The organism is Pseudoalteromonas apostichopi (genome assembly GCF_030297135.1).
Taxonomy (GTDB): Bacteria; Pseudomonadota; Gammaproteobacteria; order Enterobacterales; family Alteromonadaceae; genus Pseudoalteromonas; species Pseudoalteromonas apostichopi.
Window position 1 is genome coordinate 1,569,494 of sequence record NZ_AP028065.1, and the last position, 18,816, is coordinate 1,588,309.

General features: G+C 43.4%; 15 protein-coding genes. 6 read left to right on the forward strand and 9 right to left on the reverse strand.

Translation table 11 applies throughout. The annotated features are described in order from the left end of the window. Nucleotides 1-9: 9 nt before the first annotated feature. From QUE86_RS07065 to QUE86_RS07105, 9 genes are all read right to left on the reverse strand, one after another. A complete protein-coding gene (locus QUE86_RS07065; RefSeq protein WP_167658247.1) occupies nucleotides 10-1,548 on the reverse strand; it encodes a tripartite tricarboxylate transporter permease in 1,539 nt (512 codons plus the stop codon). Between the two features lie 3 nt (nucleotides 1,549-1,551). Further along, entirely contained in the window at nucleotides 1,552-2,016 is a 465-nt protein-coding gene (locus tag QUE86_RS07070; protein WP_178926383.1) for a tripartite tricarboxylate transporter TctB family protein, read from the reverse strand. Nucleotides 2,017-2,025: 9 nt separating this feature from the next. Further along, on the reverse strand, nucleotides 2,026-2,991 hold the full coding sequence (locus QUE86_RS07075) for a Bug family tripartite tricarboxylate transporter substrate binding protein (RefSeq protein WP_286260124.1): 966 nt from the start codon (nucleotides 2,989-2,991) through the stop codon (nucleotides 2,026-2,028). A 12-nt stretch (nucleotides 2,992-3,003) separates the two neighbouring features. Next, nucleotides 3,004-4,245, reverse strand: a complete 1,242-nt coding sequence (locus tag QUE86_RS07080) for an OprO/OprP family phosphate-selective porin (protein WP_178926384.1) — start codon at nucleotides 4,243-4,245, stop codon at nucleotides 3,004-3,006. A gap of 226 nt (nucleotides 4,246-4,471) precedes the next feature. Then, complete coding sequence (locus QUE86_RS07085) at nucleotides 4,472-5,131, reverse strand: 3-oxoacid CoA-transferase subunit B (protein ID WP_130050233.1); 660 nt, start codon at nucleotides 5,129-5,131, stop codon at nucleotides 4,472-4,474. Between the two features lie 11 nt (nucleotides 5,132-5,142). Next, the gene (locus QUE86_RS07090) at nucleotides 5,143-5,850 is read right to left on the reverse strand and encodes a CoA transferase subunit A (protein WP_130050232.1); all 708 of its coding nucleotides are present in this window, start codon (nucleotides 5,848-5,850) and stop codon (nucleotides 5,143-5,145) included. A gap of 9 nt (nucleotides 5,851-5,859) precedes the next feature. After that, nucleotides 5,860-6,621, reverse strand: coding sequence for a 3-hydroxybutyrate dehydrogenase (locus tag QUE86_RS07095; protein ID WP_130050231.1), 762 nt, complete (start codon nucleotides 6,619-6,621; stop codon nucleotides 5,860-5,862). 4 nt (nucleotides 6,622-6,625) lie between these two features. Beyond that, the gene (locus tag QUE86_RS07100) at nucleotides 6,626-7,813 is read right to left on the reverse strand and encodes an E22 family MetX-like putative esterase (RefSeq protein ID WP_167658249.1); all 1,188 of its coding nucleotides are present in this window, start codon (nucleotides 7,811-7,813) and stop codon (nucleotides 6,626-6,628) included. Nucleotides 7,814-7,822: 9 nt separating this feature from the next. Continuing rightward, nucleotides 7,823-9,124: a GntP family permease gene (locus QUE86_RS07105; RefSeq protein WP_130050229.1), complete on the reverse strand. Its 1,302-nt coding sequence runs from the start codon at nucleotides 9,122-9,124 to the stop codon at nucleotides 7,823-7,825. 294 nt (nucleotides 9,125-9,418) lie between these two features. On the opposite strand from QUE86_RS07105, the gene QUE86_RS07110 reads away from it, so the two are divergent. The 6 genes from QUE86_RS07110 (at nucleotide 9,419) to QUE86_RS07135 (ending at nucleotide 18,791) form a co-directional block, all read left to right on the forward strand. Then, nucleotides 9,419-11,710: a TonB-dependent receptor gene (locus tag QUE86_RS07110; RefSeq protein WP_130050228.1), complete on the forward strand. Its 2,292-nt coding sequence runs from the start codon at nucleotides 9,419-9,421 to the stop codon at nucleotides 11,708-11,710. A 112-nt stretch (nucleotides 11,711-11,822) separates the two neighbouring features. Beyond that, on the forward strand, nucleotides 11,823-12,485 hold the full coding sequence (locus tag QUE86_RS07115) for a response regulator transcription factor (RefSeq protein WP_130050227.1): 663 nt from the start codon (nucleotides 11,823-11,825) through the stop codon (nucleotides 12,483-12,485). 162 nt (nucleotides 12,486-12,647) lie between these two features. Beyond that, nucleotides 12,648-14,153 (forward strand): serine hydrolase domain-containing protein, encoded by a 1,506-nt coding sequence (locus QUE86_RS07120; protein ID WP_286260125.1) that lies wholly within the window; start codon nucleotides 12,648-12,650, stop codon nucleotides 14,151-14,153. A gap of 161 nt (nucleotides 14,154-14,314) precedes the next feature. Next, a complete protein-coding gene (locus tag QUE86_RS07125) occupies nucleotides 14,315-15,592 on the forward strand; it encodes an efflux RND transporter periplasmic adaptor subunit (RefSeq protein WP_178926386.1) in 1,278 nt (425 codons plus the stop codon). Then, nucleotides 15,589-16,341: an ABC transporter ATP-binding protein gene (locus tag QUE86_RS07130; protein WP_130050224.1), complete on the forward strand. Its 753-nt coding sequence runs from the start codon at nucleotides 15,589-15,591 to the stop codon at nucleotides 16,339-16,341. Before QUE86_RS07125 ends, QUE86_RS07130 begins: the two co-directional genes overlap by 4 nt. Further along, on the forward strand, nucleotides 16,341-18,791 hold the full coding sequence (locus tag QUE86_RS07135; RefSeq protein ID WP_286260126.1) for an ABC transporter permease: 2,451 nt from the start codon (nucleotides 16,341-16,343) through the stop codon (nucleotides 18,789-18,791). Before QUE86_RS07130 ends, QUE86_RS07135 begins: the two co-directional genes overlap by 1 nt. Nucleotides 18,792-18,816 lie beyond the last annotated feature (25 nt).

Sequence of the window (18,816 nt, forward strand, 5' to 3'; positions counted from 1 at the left end):
TGCCTTGTACTACGCATGTTGCCCTGTTTGCGTAGCTGCTTTGTCTTTACGACGTTGGACAATATAGTCTTTCAGTGGGAACAACAACACTAAGATCGAAATCACAAAAATACTCAGTGTTAATGGGCGGTCCCATAAAAAGCTCAGCGAGCCATCTGAAATCATCATCGCACGGCGGAAATTTCGCTCAATCATATCACCGAGGATAAAGCCAAGTAATAAAGGCGCCATCGGGAAAGCTAACAATCTAAGCACCAAGGCCACCAGCGCAAAGCCCACCATCATAAATAAATCAAAGGTGTTAAATGACACTAAATACACGCCAATTAAGCTGAAGAATAAAATCATTACTGTCAGCACAGATTTAGGCATTGCCAGCACTTTGGCAAAATACGGGATCAACGGCAAATTCAAAATAAGCAGTACAATATTGCCAAAGTACATACTGACAATTACCGCCCAAAACACACTTGGGTTTTCTTGCATTAGCATAGGACCCGGCTGAATACCGTAGGCAATTAATGCACCTAGCATAATCGCAGTAGTGCCCGAACCCGGAATACCTAAAGTCAGTAATGGTACAAATGAGCCCGTACAAGCAGCATTATTAGCAGACTCAGGTGCGGCTAAGCCACGCATTGAGCCCTTACCAAATTTATCTTTCAGTGCCTTTGGAGCAAGGTTCCGCTCAGTGGCATAGGCCATAAAGCTGGCAATGGTTGCCCCTGCGCCCGGTAAAACACCGACAATAAAGCCAAGTAAAGATGAGCGGCCAACCACAGGAGCCATGTCTTTTACTTCTTCTTTAGTCAGTTTTGTTGAGCCAATTTTTGGCGTATCAGGATCATCAATTTTTTTATCTGGTTCAGCTTCAGGGCGTGCCACATTAATCAGAGCTTCAGCCAACGCGAACGTTGCCATTGCTACTAATAAAAAGCTAATACCATCTAATAAATCAGCTTGGCCAAAGGTAAAGCGCTCGGTACCTGAAGAGGGATCAATCCCTACTGTTGCCAGCATTAAACCAAATACCGTCATCATCATGGCTTTTAGAAATTGCCCTTTATTAGAGAACGCGGCAATGGCCGTTAAGCCTAAAAACATCAGTACAACATAATCAGGCGATTGGAAACTTAATGACACTTTTGCTAATAAAGGCGCAGCCACCATCAGTAAAATGGCCCCAATCGTACCGCCTATAAAGGATGAATAAGCTGCAATCGCAAGGGCTTTACCTGCCTTACCCTGCTTTGCTAGCGGGTAGCCATCAAACGATGACGCTACCGTCCCCGCCACACCCGGCGCATTAATCAAAATAGAAGAAGTAGAGCCACCGAATATAGCCCCGTAGTAAACACCGGCCATTAAAATCATGCCCGAATCAGCACCGATGCTGTAAGTGATCGGGATCATCAACGCAATCGCAGTAATTGGACCTAGACCAGGTAACATACCGATGAACGTGCCAACAAAGCAGCCTACAATCACATATAACAAGTTGTTCCAGTCGAGTACGGTCGACAAACCTAACATAATTCCATCAAGCATAACTTAACTCCACAAATTGCCAGGTACTAAGTAGATGCCCAGTACTTGTGTCATTAAAAACCAAAAAACCACGGCCACAGGCACTGAAGCAAACAACAACACCTTCTTACGGCGTTCACCCATAATAAAAAAGCCAGCAATTAAAAATGCACTGGTGGCAATTAAAAAACCAAACGGTTCAAGCATGGCGCTATAAGCAACCATTAAAACCAACAGTGCAAAGGTACGTAGTAAGTTGCCTTTACTGAGTAGCTCTGCTTTTCCTGCAGGCGCCTGCTTTAATAAGTTGGCACCAATCGAAAGTACACACACCACGATACCGAATACTGCATACACTTTTGGTAAGGTTGCTGAAGTAACACTTTCGTACTCTTCAAATGGCATAAGTGGAATTTGCCAAGCCACAAGGGCGTAGAGGGTAAAGAGGACCAAGAATAAACTTGGTCCAATTAGTTCACGGTTTAACATTGTCTAACCTTAGCCTCGGATAAAACCAAGTTCTTTCATTACAACGCGTAATTGCGCTTCTTGCTGCTCAAGCGATTTAATAAACGCGTCTTTTTCTTGAAACAGATTTAGCCAACCATTACGGGCACGAACCGCTTCCCATTCAGGGGTTTGTTGCAGCTTACGCAGCTTTTCTGTGTACTCTGCTAGCTTATCTGCAGGTAAATCTGGGGTCGCAAAAAAGCCGCGCCAGTTTACGAACTCCATGTCGTAACCTAGCGACTTTAAGGTTGGAATTGCTGGGTAATCTGGCAATTTATCTGCAGAAGTCACCGCTAAAATCCGTGCCTGACCGCCATTAGCGACTTCGAGTGCCTCACTTAAGCCTGTCGAAAGTAAGTTGACCTCACCCGACAATAAACCTGCTTTCGCTTTACCACCGGCATCGTAAGGAATGTAACGTAATCGACGACCATCAATACCCGCTGCTTTCACCGCTTGTGCTGCTACTAAGTGATCCATGCTGCCGCGCGCTGAGCCACCCGCTACTTTTACAGAGCCAGAGTCTTTTTTCATTGCATCAATAACGTCTTGCCATGTTTTAAAAGGTGAGTCATTACGGACAACAAACGCACCATAATCAGCAATCATGCTGGCAACTGGCGTTAAATCGCGATAACTGTAAGGGATTTTTCCTGATAATGCGCGCAGTACGATAGGCGTTGAGTTAACCATCAACATATCGCCTTTTTTAGTGCCCGACTCAATCAAATAAGCAATCGCACGGCCACCGCCGCCGCCCGACATATTCTGAAACGATGCATTATCTTCAATGCCCGCTTTCACCATTGCTTCACCGACACCACGTGCTGTGGTATCCCAACCGCCACCAGGGCCACCCGGTACCAAAAAGTGTAAGTTTGCCAATGCTAGCGGGCTGGTTACTAATAACGAAGCTGCTAAAAGAGAGCTTTTTAATGATTTAAACTTAGTCATAATGCACGACTCCTAAAATAAGTACTGCATACGAGCACTGATGCCCATACCTGAATCTTCATCACCTACCAGCGTAGAAGCACCGGCACCATCAACATCGCTGTAAATCAGGTTGCCCATAAATTTGATATCGCTGCTTAGGTAATATGATGTGCCTACTGTGTAAGTGGTTACGTCGGTACCTTGCTGTTTGCTGCTGGCGTTCATTTGTGACACACGTGCAACAAGCTCCCATGCATCTTTAATCCCTTTTGGTTGCACAAATAATGCTGAACCTGCTTTGTAACGGCGCTGCTCACCGCCTAAGAAATAACTTGCCGAAACATGAAAGCCATCAAAACGCTCTCCATCAAGTTCATTGCTGCTATCAACCGTATCGAGATAACGGCTGGCATATTCAGCCTCTAGAGTGAATGCATTCGCTTGGTAGGCAAATTCAAGACCGCTTTGCGACATGCTATCAAGCGCAGCCGTTTCACCACCGACCGCGTAATCCACTAAGCGAACATTGGTTTCACGCACTTCACCACGGGCAAAACGAGCGCTTAAATCATTACCACCCATATCACGATAAGAGTGCCAAGCACCTAAATGAATCACATCACCTGGTGCTGCACTAGACCACGTTAAGCGACCTGTTACAGCCAATGTCAGTTTGTCATCTTCGTCGTGGCCTGAGGCACCAAACGCATCGTTCTTGTAAACACCCACGGCATAACGTAAACCTGAGTCTTTAAAGTATTGATAAGCCGAGATACCCCAACGGAAGAAAGGTGAGAAAGAATTAGCAAGGGTGCTGCGCTCAATAGTATTAATATGTTTTGAACTGGTTAGTGCATTTAATGACATATCTTCGCGGATTTTACCGGCTTTTACTTTTAAGCCGTTGTCGAATGCATAACGTACACGCGCTAACACGATTTCAGCCGTGCCTTCAGCAAATTCGAGTAGTAGTTTGTGATCCCACTTGCCATGTTCACTTTCAACATAAGTACGGATACGACGAGGGAAGAATTCACTCCCCCCTGTACCTTCATTATTGGCATTGTAGGCACCATCAAAGTAGTTGTAGTCAAGTTGAACGCGACCGCCAAACTCTAAGTTAAAGCTACTTGATGCTTTCAATGAGTCCACTTCTTTTTGAAGTGCGTCGAGTTGTTGCTGTAATTGTTCAGTGTCGCTTTGTGCGAATGCTGATGTACTTGCTAACGCCGCTACAAAGGCTAAAGCGAGCTGTGTGTTACTTGCTTTCATGAATTACTCCACACCAGATTATAATTATTTGTTGTCGTTGATCGGCCTACTGCAAATGGCGATCTGGTTTGGAGCATAGTGTTAACGATAGATTAACGAAATGTTTAGGGGGTAAGTTGCATTGATGGTGATAAATGGCTTTTTGTTCATAAAAGTCATGAACAAAAAGCACATTATTGGGGTTTAGTATAAATTCTAGGCAAATTAACGGCTTAAAGTCGTAAAACTAGCTAAAAGTCATCTCAGGAATGTCGCCAGAGACAATAAGCTTGCCCTGTGTCTTAGCAATAATCTCATCAACCGAGACACCCGGGGCACGCTCTAATAAATGAAATGCACCGTCTTTAATTTCTAAAAGTGCCAAATCGGTGATCACTTTATTGATACAACCAACACCTGTTAACGGCAAACTACATTCGGTCAGCAGTTTTGATTCGCCATGCTTGTTGGCATGGGTCATGGTACAAATAATGTTTTTAGCACCGGCGACTAAATCCATCGCACCGCCCATTCCTTTAACCAACTTTTTCGGGATCATCCAACTGGCAATATTGCCGTTTTGGTCCACTTCAAACGCACCCAGCACGGTTAAATCAACGTGGCCGCCGCGGATCATGGCAAAGCTTTCAGCAGAGCTAAAAATAGCTGCCCCCGTTGCAGCGGTGACCGTTTCTTTGCCTGCGTTGATCATATCGGCATCAACTTGGTCTGCACTTGGGTATGGCCCCATACCGAGTAAACCATTTTCAGATTGCAGCATCACTTCGATGCCATCAGGGACATAATTAGCGACCAAGGTTGGAATACCTATACCCAAGTTAACGTAGTAACCATCCTGTAGTTCCATCGCCACGCGTTTAGCGATTTGTTCTCGTGATAATGCCATCAGCGTGCTCCTTATTGATTCTCTTGCTTAGTGGTAACTTTCTCGATGCGCTTTTCAAATTCACCCTTAATCACCCGATCAATATAGATACCCGGCGTGTGAATTTGGCTTGGCTCCAGCTCTCCTGGCTCAACAATTTCTTCAACTTCAAGAACCGTAACTTTGCCTGCGGTTGCTGCCATCGGATTAAAGTTCATCGCCGTATGACGATAAATGCAGTTACCGTAGCGATCTGCTTTCCACGCTTTAACTATCGCGAAATCGCCAGTAATGCTTGGCTCTAATAAATAATCGCGACCATTAATATTGCGGGTTTCTTTACCGTCAGCTACCGGGGTCCCCACCCCTGTTGCGGTATAAAATGCAGGGATGCCCGCCCCGCCAGCACGCATTTTTTCAGCTAAAGTGCCTTGCGGTGTTAGCTCAACTTCAAGTTCACCATTTAATAGCTGCTGCTCAAATAGTGCGTTTTCACCTACATAAGATGCAACCATCTTGCTGATCTGTTTGTCTTCAAGCAGCACACCTAAACCAAAACCATCAACGCCACAGTTATTCGATACCACAGTTAAATCACGGGTGCCTTGACGTTTAATTTGTGCAATCAGACCCTCAGGAATACCGCATAAACCAAAACCACCCGCTATCACTGTCATGCCATCTTCAAGGCCTGCCATCGCTTCGCTGTAACTTGTAACTACTTTATCAAAACCTGCCATTGGCTCCTCCTATTGTGCAGTCCAACCGCCATCAATGGCGATTGCTTGGGCGGTAATATTGCGTGCTGCATCGGCCATTAAAAAGCTAACGGTATGCAGGATCTCATCTAAACCGATAAATGCTTTTTTCGGCATTGGTGCCAGCATAATCGTGTCGATCACTTGTTGCTCTGAAATACCGTGTTCTTTTGCTTGTGAGGCAATTTGTTGCTCCACTAGCGGCGTTTTTACATACGCTGGGCACACAGTGTTAATAGTGATATTGGCATCGCCAGTTTCCAGTGCCATAGTTTTAGCAAAGCCGATTAAGCCATGCTTCGCAGCGATATAAGCTGACTTATATTTGGACGCCACCATGGCGTGGATTGAACCAATATTAATGATGCGACCAAAGTCTTGTTCACGCATTCGTGGTAGCACGGCTTTGGTCATCATCGCCGGGCCAACGAGCATAACTTGCTGTAAAAACTGCCACTTATCAGCCGGAAAATCTTCAAGCTTTGCAACGTGCTGAATACCCGCATTATTAATAAGCACATCAATCGGCTGATTAAGCTCATTGAAAAACTGCTCTATTGCATCACTATCTGCCACATTAAGTGCATACCCTTCAGCGCTACCACCTTGCTCAACAATACCTGCTGCCGCCTGTTTTGCAGCTTGCTGATTTAAATCAGTGACAATAATAGTGTGGCCTTGCATCGCTAGTTGCTGGGCAACATATAAACCAATACCACTGGCTGCACCAGTAATTAAAACTGTTTTGCTCATCGGGTTACTCCTCTAAAAACTCACTGATAAGCTGCGCTTTAGGGGCGATTGAGAAAATGCCATCAAGGTGTCCCCAGCCCCCTTCAATTTCTGAAATCTCAACGTCTTTACCTGCTGCTTTCATGGTGTCAAACACGGTGCGCATGTTTTCAGGGCGAAGCAGTAAGTCGTTCGTTGCGGGTAGTAATAATGTTTTGGCAGATACATTTTTAAGTGCAGTTGTTAAATCGCTTTGCATGCCAGCGGTAAATAGTTGTGATGCCCGGACCAAATAAAGTACATGATTTGCATCTTGGGTTTTCGCACGCGCCATTGCACGTTGTGCTAGTACTTGGTTTAACTTAGGCAAGGTACGAATGTCTTTTAACGCGCCTTCATCAAGCACGTTAAAGTCAGGGAAGCTCGCGTTATAAATAATTGGATGCATCGCATCTTGCGTAATATTAAGCATGGTTGCCGCTAAGCCATCTAACGGACGCTCTTTGCCGTAATAATTACCTTGCTGCCAGTTTTTATCTAAACGAATTGGTAACGCCCATTTTTCAAGTGCTGCGACTGTCCATGCATCCATCGTTGCAGCGCCAATCACATGAATTAAACGCTCAACTTTATCTGGGTAACGCGTTGCCCACTCAAGTGCTTGAAACGACCCCATTGATGCGCCCATCACAGCATGTAACTTAGTGATACCTAGGCTTTCAAGTAAACGCTTTTGCACATTCACAAAATCAGTAATCGTAACCACAGGAAAATCTAAACCATAAGGTTTGCCTGTTTTAGGATTAGTTGACGCAGGGCCTGTGGTGATTACATTTTCATCATGCCAGTTGGCATTCACTAACGTATCTGAACTAATCACATAATATTTATTCGTATCGATAGCTTTGCCTGGGCCGATAATCGCATCCCAATAACCCGGTAGGGCATCATCCGCTTTATATTTGCCTGCGGCATGAGAAGTGCCAGAGAAATAATGAGTAATTAAAATCACGTTATCTTTATTGGCGTTTAGTTTTCCGTAACTTTCCCAGCCAATATCCACTTGCTCCAAGGTCACGCCAGACACAGTGGTAAAATCCTTTGTCGTAAAATGCTGTTTTTCCACTAGCATGGTTTCGGCTTTGTTTTCGGCACCAAACGCAGTACTACTAAATACAACCAGCCATAGCAAAATTATTAATTTGGTTTTCATTGCTGTTCCTTAAAAGAAAATAAAGAGTCCAAGTGCCAATGCGACACCGATAAGCGGAACGACCGCAGTAAGTGCTGCCATTGACCAATACGCTCGTTGATGCGTTTCTTTACAGATAGCGCGTATTGTTGTCACTACATAGCCATTATGCGGCAAGGTATCGAGAGCTCCAGAACTAATTGCCACCACGCGGTGCAGCTGTTCAGGATTAACTCCCATATCTAAATAACCCGGTGCTACAAGTGGTAATGCAATAGCTTGCCCGCCAGAAGCAGAGCCCGTTAAACCAGCAATTACACTCACTGCCACTGCAGCGCCAACCAGCTCATTCCCAGGCATATGAGTCATCACATCTACTGCTGCGGTAAATGCCGGTGATACTTTCGCTACAGCTCCAAAACCAACCACTGCTGCAGTATTACCGATTGCCACTAAAGCGCCTGTTGTACCAACATTAATTGCATTTCCCATATCGTGAAAATGCTTGAAGTTGATAATCACAATACTCAATACGCCACCAAGCAAGGCTACAATAAGTGCTGTTTGCTGCAGTACATCATGTAGAGTAAATGATAAAAGTAACACCACGATTAGCGGGATCACACCAGTAATTGGGTGCGGACGACGACGCTCAATAATGACAGGATCATCATCACGAGCTTCAAAAGTTTCACCATTGGCAACGGCTTTTTTGATCATCTTGTTTAACCAAAAATAACCTACTGTTGCCATGAAAATGGCCACCACTAAGCTCACTTCCCATGCTGCATATGGCGACGTGCCAAGGTGCTTAACCGGGATCCAGTTTTGAATTTCTGGCGAGCCTGCCGAAGTCATGGTAAAGGTCACCGAGCCAAATGCCAGGGTTGCTGGAATAAAGCGGCGCGGTAAGTTTGCATCTTTAAACAAACTTAATGCCATTGGGTAAACAGAAAACGCAACAATAAAGACGCTCACGCCGCCGTAGGTTAAAACTGCACAGGCGATCACCACCGCAAGAACTGCGTGTTTCATACCTAGTTTGCCTACAATATAGCTCGCAACACTGTCTGCAGCACCGGTGTCTTCCATGAACTTACCGAATAAAGAACCCAGCAAGAACATAAAGAACCACGCACTTAAGAAACCAGCAAAGCCATCCATATAGGCGTTAATAAAGTTTGTATCTGCCGATACAGGGAAAATGGCCATGCCACTACTAAGTGCGACTAACAACGCACAGATTGGCGCGGCGATAAATAAATTTACCCCACGCAGCGTTAAAATGATCAGCAGTATTAAACCGCCTAACAGTCCTATCATGCTCAGCATAGACATTCCTATAATTATTGTTATTACACAGATGAGGTGACATCGGAATAATGCTATCAGTCTTACCTTAAGCGCCTAAAAAATACATAACACTAAGGTACTATCTGCTTTAAAAATAGCTTAATTGCTTGATAAATAAAGGGCTGTGGTGGGTATAGCACTATGGTACTAATTCAATTTTTGCAACTATCTTCTACATTAACTGACAGGTGACACGGGCAAACTTATTAAGTCTTCGGCAACATCAACGAGAGTGGCCATAAGACTAATGACAACAATAACAAGGAATACAACATGATAAAGCTTAACCCAAAAGTCGCGCCACTTACTCTGGCTGTATCACTTGCATTAGCAGGTGTCAGTGCTCAAGCGGCAGAACAAGCCGAACCTGCAGCAAAAAAAGGGGAACTAGAACGTATTCAGGTAACAGCGCGTAAAACCGTTGAAAACCTGCAAGAAGTTCCTGTTGCTGTAACTTCAGTTGGTGCTGAAGAGCTTGCAGAAAACGGTATCGTCGTTATGACCGAAGTTCAGCAGTTCTCGCCAAATACCACCTTGCAAGCAAGCCGTGGCACTAACTCTACAATTACTGCGTTTATTCGTGGTGTAGGTCAGCAAGACCCATTGTGGGGTTATGAGCCGGGTGTTGGTATCTATATTGATGATGTCTATCTTGCTCGCCCACAAGGTGCGGTGCTTGACCTTCTTGATGTGCAACAAATCGAAGTATTACGTGGTCCACAAGGTACGCTTTACGGTAAAAATACCATTGGTGGTGCAATTAAATACGTCACCAAAGAAATGAGCGGTGATGCAACTTTAAATATACAAGGCACTGTAGGTAGCTATAACCAAAAAGATTTAAAAATTACTGGTCAACTGCCAATTATTGACGAAAAACTCTATGTAGGTTTTGGTTTTGCAACACTTAATCGTGATGGTTTTGGTGAGTTTTTAACATCAGCTCTTGATAACCAAGACCGCGAAAACTACAACAAAGACGTTACCGCAGCTCGTGTTACTTTAGAATACACGCCTACTGATGACCTATTTTTCCGTTTTGCGTGGGATAAAACAGAAGATAAATCTAACGCGAAAGGTGGCTACCGCTTACTTCCTAGCCTACTAACAGATGCACCAGTTCCAGACAGTGTGTATGACTCATACACCAGCTTACCAACATGGAACAAAGTTGAACTAGAAGGCTACAGCTTAACTGCTCGTTGGGATATGACTGACAGCACGAGCATAAAATACATAGGCTCAAGCCGAGAGAGCTACTCACCAACTAATATCGACTTTGATAATACGTCGTTGCCGATTTTCGATGTACCTGCTATTTACGATGATGAACAAACTACTCACGAATTACAGCTAAACCATCAAGGTGATAACTACAAATTTGTATCTGGCCTTTACTATTACGATGGTGAATCATGTGGCCAGTTTGAGGCAATTTTAGGTATCTTAGGTCAAAGCTTAGGCGCTCCTGGCCTCACTCGTGAAGTTAGTGGTTGTAGTAACTCAAATAGTAAAGCTGCGTATATTCAAGGTAGCTATGACTTTAATGATCAATGGTCAATGACATTGGGTGCACGTTACACCAAAGACAAAAAAGAGGCGCTTGTTAACAACGGCCTAATTTTTGACATTGTATATCCAGAATCAGGTTGGATCCCTGGTTATACTCGCCCAGAAGGTCAACTCGTACCAACCGTACTAGATGATGAAGAAGAATGGTCACGCTTCACACCACGTGCTGGTGTTGAATATCAGTATTCAAACGACATCATGTTCTTTGCAAGTTATGCGCAAGGCTTTAAGTCAGGTACTTTCAACCCGCGAGCAACAACCGCAGAGCCTGCAGCAAAACCTGAAATCGTTGATTCATTCGAAATCGGTATGAAGAGTGAGTGGAATAATAACTTACGTGCGAACGTAACCTTGTTCACCCTTGATCATAAAGACCGTCAGTATATTTCGGTGTTACCGGGAGACAGTGCATCTGATCTAAACCAACGCTTAGGTAACATTGGTGAATCAACCTCAGATGGTATCGAACTTGAACTTAACTACGTAGCCACAGAATCACTAAGCTTTGATGCATCAATTGGCTATATAGACAGTAGCTTTGATAACGTAATTGATTACGACCCTGAAACAGGTGAGGCATTCGACAAATCAGATCGCTTCACAGTATCAAACACGCCAGATTTGACCTTCAATCTAGGTGCGACCTATCGCATGTACACAGAAATGGGTGATTTTGTAGTAAATGGTAACTACTACCACCGAGGCGACTACGCTCTATTCGAAGAAGATAGCCTACTCACTCAAGATGCTTACGGTATCTTTAACATGGGTATTACTTGGTACAGCACAGACGGTCACTGGACTGCTGGTCTTTACGGCAAAAACTTAACGGATGAAGAGTACATGATTGGTGGTTACCAATTCGTAGCACCTGATCCAACAGATCCAACTGATACGAGCAAATACACCCCTGGTTTAGGTGGTGATAATACGCTAATCGGTTACTACGGCGACCCTCGCACTGTTGCCTTCACTGTTGGTTACCGTTTCTAAAAAAGAACCTAAATCCTTGTGTGAGAAAGGTTTGTCTGAAACTTCCCTTCAGGCAAACCTTGTTTCAAAGCGCAAAATCACTTATAACATAACGCATTGGAGAATCGAGGGAATGTCTTTAGCTGTGAACACTATAATCGCCGATGATCACCCGTTATTTAGAAGTGCACTGCGTCAAGCCGCCGCGACATCAGTGCCCGAAGAACATATTAAAGAAACAAGTGACATTGATGGCTTGTTCGCACTATTAAATGCACATCCTGAAATTGAACTGATATTCTTAGACCTAACTATTCCAGGTGCAAATGGCCTACAAGCCCTTTCGCAATTACGAAATCACTACCCAGATATCTTAGTGATTATGGTCTCTGCCAATGAAACCCCCGCCATAATCAAACAAGCCATGAGTCTTGGCGCTGCAGGCTATATTCCTAAATCATCATCACTGGATGTGATAAGCGAAGCAATTAGCCATGTATTAAATGGCGACACTTGGCTACCACCCGAAGTTGATTTAACCGATGTAGTGATAAACGACGAACAAAGCGAATTTGCTCGCAATCTTGAAAAGCTTACACCACAGCAATATCGCGTATTGGCGATGATTGCCGACGGTTTATTGAATAAACAAATCGCTTTTGAAATGTCGATTCAAGAAACTACTATCAAACAGCATGTTTCAGCGATTTTACGCAAGCTTAATGTTTATAACCGCACCCAAGCAGGCATTTTGTTTAATCAACTTTCACAGGTTGGCAAAATCGAAGAAAGCTAATTTAAGCTTTCACTCCCAGTTTTAATTTGAAATTCCCATAAATGGGAATTCCTAAACCAATATACAAAATAAAAACTATAAATTTCAAAACGTTAAATATTGGCATACTCCTCGCTTTAGTGCTCACATCAAAACTATCTAAGTAAAAAGTAATAGATAAAAATGAACACTAAGGACAACATCGTGTACACAGCTTGCAAAAAACTAGCAAAAAAATTAATTCTTCCGACCATAACACTGCTATCAGCCAGTTTCTGCGCCTTTTCTGCACATGCAGATGAGCTTGACCAATGGGTGGTTGAGTTAATGCAAAAAAGAAATATTCCAGGGCTACAACTCGCCGTCGTTCGAGATAATAAAGTAACTAAAGTTGCCAGCTACGGAGTTGCAAATATTGAAGATAATATCGCCGTTGATGGCAACACTTTATTTGCCATTAATTCTGCAACAAAAGCTTTTGTTGGTGTGGCGCTGATGCAGCTTGTTGAGCAAAAGAAATTAGATCTTAATGCGCCTATTGGCACTTATCTGCCAGAATTGCCAACTGAGTGGCACGCTATATCAACCAGAGAGTTAATGAGCCATATATCAGGCTTACCTGACATAATAAAAGGTGAAGTTGCTGATTTAATCTCAGATCAAGGACCCGATGATGCATGGCAACTAGTTCAAACCAAGCCATTAGAATTCGAAACAGGCACTCGCTTTAAATACAACCAAACAAATTACGTTATTATTGGTAAGTTAATTAACAAACTATCGGGGATGCCATTTCAGCAATTTATCGAAAGAAACCAATTACAGCAGGCTGAAATGAGCAGAACACTTGAAGCGGGCTTTAATAATCTCAACAATGCTGTAAAGCACTCAGCAAGACGATACGAAAATCAAGGCGATGAACTGTTCAACTCAAGAGAAGCCATTTTTTCTGAAATGTTACAAACCGCCGCAGGCATGGCATCAACAGCAGCAGAATTGGCAAATTGGCTAATCGCTTTACAAACAAATCAATTTATTAGTGAAGACAGTATACAGCAAATGTGGACTCCGACTCGCCTAAAAAGCGGTCACACTCAAGGCTTCAATCAACGTTTAAACGGCTACAGTCTTGGCTGGCCTGTTATGGACCGAGAAGAGCATCCTGCATTAGCCGCTGTGGGTGGTAACAGGGCTGGTATCTTTGTTTACCCAGAAGATAATATGTCAATTGTGATCTTAACCAACTTAATGGGTGCAATGCCATCGCAATTTGTAGATGAAATTGCTGGCTTTTATATTCCAGAAATGAAACAAGAGAATGGCTTTGGCCTGCCCAAAAATATAAAACGCTTATGGCAAGTTCTTGAAGTACAAGGCTACGAAAATGCAATTGTGGCTGCGGATCAATTAAGTAAAGAAAAGAAGATTCAATTTGCTGAAAACGATATTAACTTATGGGGTTATTCGCTTATCAACCAAGACAAACTCAATGAAGCATTAGCGGTTTTTAAGCTTAACACACACCTTTACCCTAATAGTTATAATACCTTTGATAGCCTAGCAGAAGCGTACTGGTATCTCGGTAACCTTAAACAAGCAATAGCCAACTATAACCAAGTACTCAAGCTTAAACCTGATAACGCACATGCTAAAAAGCAACTGGCTAAACTTGCAGAATTAACCCAGTAAACACTGCATTATAGTTTGTCCCACTTTTGATTTTATTAATCCCAAAAGTGGGAAAGCCCACCTAATCACAAAATTAAAAAACGATAAAAATCAATAAATTAAACCTTGGCACGTTACTCGCTTTTGTGTTGCTAAACTTACAACGCAATGAAATATAGCCAATGGATTTAGACAGCACTCTAAAACGTAAACCTCAGCAATCAAAAGCTAAAAAATGGCTTATTGGTGCAGCTATTAGCGTGTCAGCGCTTGGCGCTATAATGGTTTATCAATGGGCGACACCCACCGTGGTTTCTGCAAGCCAATTGCAAATAGCAACCGTAGAACAAGCCGATTTTGTAGTAAAAATACGTGGCTTTGGCCGTTTAAAACCGAAGTATCAACGCTATTTAACCAATACTGACACCGCAATGGTCGAAGCTATCCACGTTTACCCCGGCACTATTGTTAACAAAAACACGGTGATTTTAAGCCTAGTAAACCCTCAGCAAGCGCAGCGTTTATCGGTCGCTCGGCTAGAACTCGCTCGCCAAAAAGCCAGTGTTAATGAGCAAAAAATTAACCAGCAAAGTGAGCTACTTGAACGCCAAGCGAATCTCGCCATTTTAAAAAGTGAGCTACAAAGCGCAGAGCTTAGAGTCGATGCCGAAAGTAAACTGATCGAACAAGGAATTGTTTCAAGCCTAGATTATAAACGAAGCATGCTAAACGTTGCACAGCTTACAGAGCGCGTAAGTATCGAGCAGCAACGCCTCGCTCAGCTCAAAGAAATGCACTTACAACGTAGCAAAATACAGCAAGAGCTATTAAGCCAATTTGAGCTTAATTATCAAGTTGAGCAACATGCTTTTGATCAGCTGCAAATAACGGCAGGTATCGATGGCATGCTACAAGAATTGAATGTTGAACTTGGTCAGAACCTAGTGCCGGGCACCCGCCTTGCTGTGGTTGGCTCAAACAAAGCACTAAAAGCAGAGCTGAGTGTGAAGCAAGCTGATGCCGAAAAAGTGGCACTCAATATGGCAGCAAAAGTAAACACCTTTAGCCAAGCAAGCCACGGTGAAGTTGATGCCAAAGTTACCCGAATTGACCCTATCGTTACCGATGGTCGGGTTATTATTGAACTTGATTTACAAGGCACACTGCCTGCCAATGCCCGCCCAGATTTAAGCATTGAAGGTTATGTTGTTAGCAACATTATTCCCGATGCGTTAACCATTAACGTGCCGCAAAAAGCGCAAGCACACAGCGAAGCCACGCTATTTAAACTTAATCCAAATACCCAGTTAGCAACGCCAACTAATATCGAATTTGGTACACTCAGTGACAATCAAATTCAACTTTTGAGCGGTGCCACCGTGGGCGAACAGCTGATCATTTCTGACCTTTCTAAATGGCAGCATTTGGCAACAATAAAAATCGAACAGGACAGCTTATGAAAACCAACACGCTTATCTCATTAAACAAAATCGCCAAAGTTTATCGCGGCCAAAATGTTGAAACCTATGCATTAAAAGACATCAGCCTGAATATTAACCAGGGTGACTATATTTGCATTAGCGGCCCATCTGGCTGTGGTAAATCGACGTTGCTGTCATTACTAGGCTTACTCGATAGCCCAACTGCTGGCGACTATTTCATTAAAGAAGTCGACACAAAAACCCTCGATATGGATCAGCAAGCTGAACTTAGAAACCTTCACATTGGTTTTATATTTCAGTCGTTTAACCTAATTGATGAATTATCGGTGTTTGACAACGTGGCACTGCCGCTCACTTACCGAGAGCCAGCCATGAGCCCGAGCGAAATAGAGCTTGCGGTAAAACAAGCCCTTGATGAAGTTGAAATGGGCCACCGTGCTCAGCATAAACCAAACCAATTATCTGGTGGTCAACAACAGCGTATTGCCATTGCCCGCGCATTGGCTGGCAAGCCAAGCATTTTATTGGTGGATGAGCCAACCGGTAACTTAGATTCAAAAAATGGTGATGCTGTCATGGACTTGCTCGATGAGCTAAATAAAAAAGGCACCACGATTTGTATGGTAACCCATGACTTACGTTATGCCGGGCGCGCTAAAACGCAACTTAAATTGTTAGATGGTGAAATTGTTTCCTACTCTGAAGCTCGCCAAGCACCTAGCAGCGACACTGCTGAGCAAGTTCTCGAAAGCGCCGAGGTGATGTAATGAAATTAACCAAAACACGCGCCCAATTAAGCTTAGCGTGGGCATCATTAATGAATGCACCGGGCTTTGTCACTGCGGTTATCGCAACGCTTGCTTTAACACTGGCCACCTTGTTTGTGGTGCTTAGCCTTGTTAACAGCTACTTTTTAAAGCCCCTTGATGTGTACGATGAAAGCCGCATGGTGGTGGTTGAGCAATCACTTACCTATGATGACTATGATGCTACTGGCTTTCAAAGCTATCAGTCGATGGTGCATTGGCTTAAGCATAATCAAAGCTTTGAACAAAGTATGATGATCAATGCAGGTGAGCAAATTTTTGCAAACCTTGATGGCGAACCGAAAGAGCCTGTGCTGTATGTTGGCGGCAACTATTTTGACTTATTAAACACGCCATTTTTAATGGGACAAGGTTTTGACCTTGGAGAAACGCTAGAAACTCCTGATGACCGGGTTGTTATATCTGCTAACTTCTGGCGCAAACATTACAACAGCGACCCGAACATTATTGGTAAAACACTCTCAGTCATGGCTGGTGAAACCGATTATGTTCACCGTATCGTCGGTGTTGTTGATGACTCATTCAGCCCACCTTACATGTTTAAAGCAAGTGATGTTGAAGTGTGGTTTCCATCCAGTGCTGACCGCCGTTTCTTTCACAATGACGATTGGCAAAGCCCATGGACAAACACGTTCAAAAACCTAAAACTAATTGCTGTTTTAAAGCCTGGGGTCACCATAGATCAAGTTAAAGTCGATTTAAAACAGCAAATTGATACGGTTAAATCAGAATGGCTAAACAACGGGGGGATCACCGATGTAAAACCTGAAGTAACCCCTTATCGTGACGTTGAGCTGGGTAATAACGATGACTTAAGCTTGATGATGTTAGCCGGTGCGGTAGGGCTACTGATTATTGCAGTACTTAATGTAAGCACTTTGTTCTTCTCACGCGCTCTTGCGCAACATAAAACCCTCGCCTTGCAGGCGGTGTTAGGTGCAAAACGCAGCACGCTATTTAAAAGTATCTTTTTACAATCACTGATTTTAATGACCTTATCAGTAAGCATTGCGCTGTTTTTATCGGTATGGGGCATACGTTTATTTAAAGTATTGGCAGAAGGGCGTTTACCACTGGTGAATAGCTTAGCCGTTGATACCACGTTAGTTATTGTTGCCATTATACTGTGTATTGCTCTTGCTTATATTTTCTCTGTAATTACAGCACGTTTGGTAAATTACAAAACCCTAAATACGCAAATGCAAAACAGTGGTAAAGGCGGTGTTTCGCAGGTATCTGGCCGTACAGTGCGTATTTTAATTGGCTCACAAATGTTTGTTGCCGCGCTGCTTGTTAGTTTTTCTGTGATGGTAGTCAGTAAAGCCATGGGCACGATTAACCGCCCACTCGGTAGTGATACCGAAAACCTGTATTTTGCTAACCTTTTCCAGCCAAATAATCAAATGTCATTGGCTGAGCGCTACGAACACATGCTGCAATACAAGCAGGTTTTGCTTGATAGCCAAGGCATTGATGATGTTGCCCTGGGTCACAGCCCTGTTTCGCAAAGGCAAAACGCCAACACCTTGACTGATGTAAACGGCAAAAGCTCAGTTTTCTTCCCTAGTCAGTGGGTAGGGCCTGATTACTTTGCTTTAGTTAACACCAAAATTCTCGCCGGCCGCACCTTTAGTAAACAAGCAATACGTGGTGAAACCAACGAGATACTGGTATCAGTCAGCGTGGCAGAGAACTTATTACCAGGCCAAGACTATAGAAATATTATCGGCAAGAGCTACCAAGGCTTAGAAGAAAAGATGTATGAAGTGGTGGGTGTAACCGAAGATTTTAATCACCCTAAATACTACGATGAATCGTTTGGTCGTCACATTTGGTGGCCTGCAACACCGTATAGCTACATGTTTACTATCAAAGCTTCTGAAGGCGTTAAGCTGACTAATAAACAAATACTTAATACGCTAAAAGAAAAGAACAGCGACTTAACCATGTGGCAGTTTAATGACCTGCAACAAGAGTACGACAATTTACTGTATATGAGCCGACTGACAGTGGTTCTGTGTAGTACCTTAGCGCTATTTACTCTATTATTAGCAGCAATCGGTATTTTTGGGGTACTGAGCTACAACCTGGGTCTACGCCGTTATGAGTTTGGTATTCGTATGGCATTAGGTGCGAAAAAAGCGCGCTTATTCAAGCTGATGAGTGTTGAAGCTATTATCCCTGTGCTCATTGGCTTTGCGGTTGCTCTCGCCGCGGTAATGGTGGGTTTTTACATGTTACAAGGACAGCTAATGTCATGGCTGATACTTGATGTAAGACTGCAATTACTCGCTTGGAGTATTACCTTATGTATTGCGCTATTCGCTTGCTTTAGACCTTTGGTTTTACTGCTTAAAGCAAAACCTATGGCCGCACTACGTAACGATTAACAGCACAAAATGGTGGCTTAAATTT

Excerpts from the sequence above, each read along its gene's own strand:
- QUE86_RS07110 (WP_130050228.1), top strand. The coding sequence starts at position 9,419 with ATGATAAAGCTTAACCCAAAAGTCGCGCCACTTACTCTGGCTGTATCA.
- QUE86_RS07090 (WP_130050232.1), bottom strand. The coding sequence starts at position 5,850 with ATGGCAGGTTTTGATAAAGTAGTTACAAGTTACAGCGAAGCGATGGCA.
- QUE86_RS07130 (WP_130050224.1), top strand. The coding sequence starts at position 15,589 with ATGAAAACCAACACGCTTATCTCATTAAACAAAATCGCCAAAGTTTAT.
- QUE86_RS07120 (WP_286260125.1), top strand. The coding sequence starts at position 12,648 with ATGAACACTAAGGACAACATCGTGTACACAGCTTGCAAAAAACTAGCA.
- QUE86_RS07135 (WP_286260126.1), top strand. The coding sequence starts at position 16,341 with ATGAAATTAACCAAAACACGCGCCCAATTAAGCTTAGCGTGGGCATCA.
- QUE86_RS07115 (WP_130050227.1), top strand. The coding sequence starts at position 11,823 with ATGTCTTTAGCTGTGAACACTATAATCGCCGATGATCACCCGTTATTT.
- QUE86_RS07080 (WP_178926384.1), bottom strand. The coding sequence starts at position 4,245 with ATGAAAGCAAGTAACACACAGCTCGCTTTAGCCTTTGTAGCGGCGTTA.
- QUE86_RS07125 (WP_178926386.1), top strand. The coding sequence starts at position 14,315 with ATGGATTTAGACAGCACTCTAAAACGTAAACCTCAGCAATCAAAAGCT.
- QUE86_RS07070 (WP_178926383.1), bottom strand. The coding sequence starts at position 2,016 with ATGTTAAACCGTGAACTAATTGGACCAAGTTTATTCTTGGTCCTCTTT.
- QUE86_RS07105 (WP_130050229.1), bottom strand. The coding sequence starts at position 9,124 with ATGCTGAGCATGATAGGACTGTTAGGCGGTTTAATACTGCTGATCATT.
- QUE86_RS07065 (WP_167658247.1), bottom strand. The coding sequence starts at position 1,548 with ATGCTTGATGGAATTATGTTAGGTTTGTCGACCGTACTCGACTGGAAC.
- QUE86_RS07095 (WP_130050231.1), bottom strand. The coding sequence starts at position 6,621 with ATGAGCAAAACAGTTTTAATTACTGGTGCAGCCAGTGGTATTGGTTTA.
- QUE86_RS07100 (WP_167658249.1), bottom strand. The coding sequence starts at position 7,813 with ATGAAAACCAAATTAATAATTTTGCTATGGCTGGTTGTATTTAGTAGT.
- QUE86_RS07075 (WP_286260124.1), bottom strand. The coding sequence starts at position 2,991 with ATGACTAAGTTTAAATCATTAAAAAGCTCTCTTTTAGCAGCTTCGTTA.
- QUE86_RS07085 (WP_130050233.1), bottom strand. The coding sequence starts at position 5,131 with ATGGCATTATCACGAGAACAAATCGCTAAACGCGTGGCGATGGAACTA.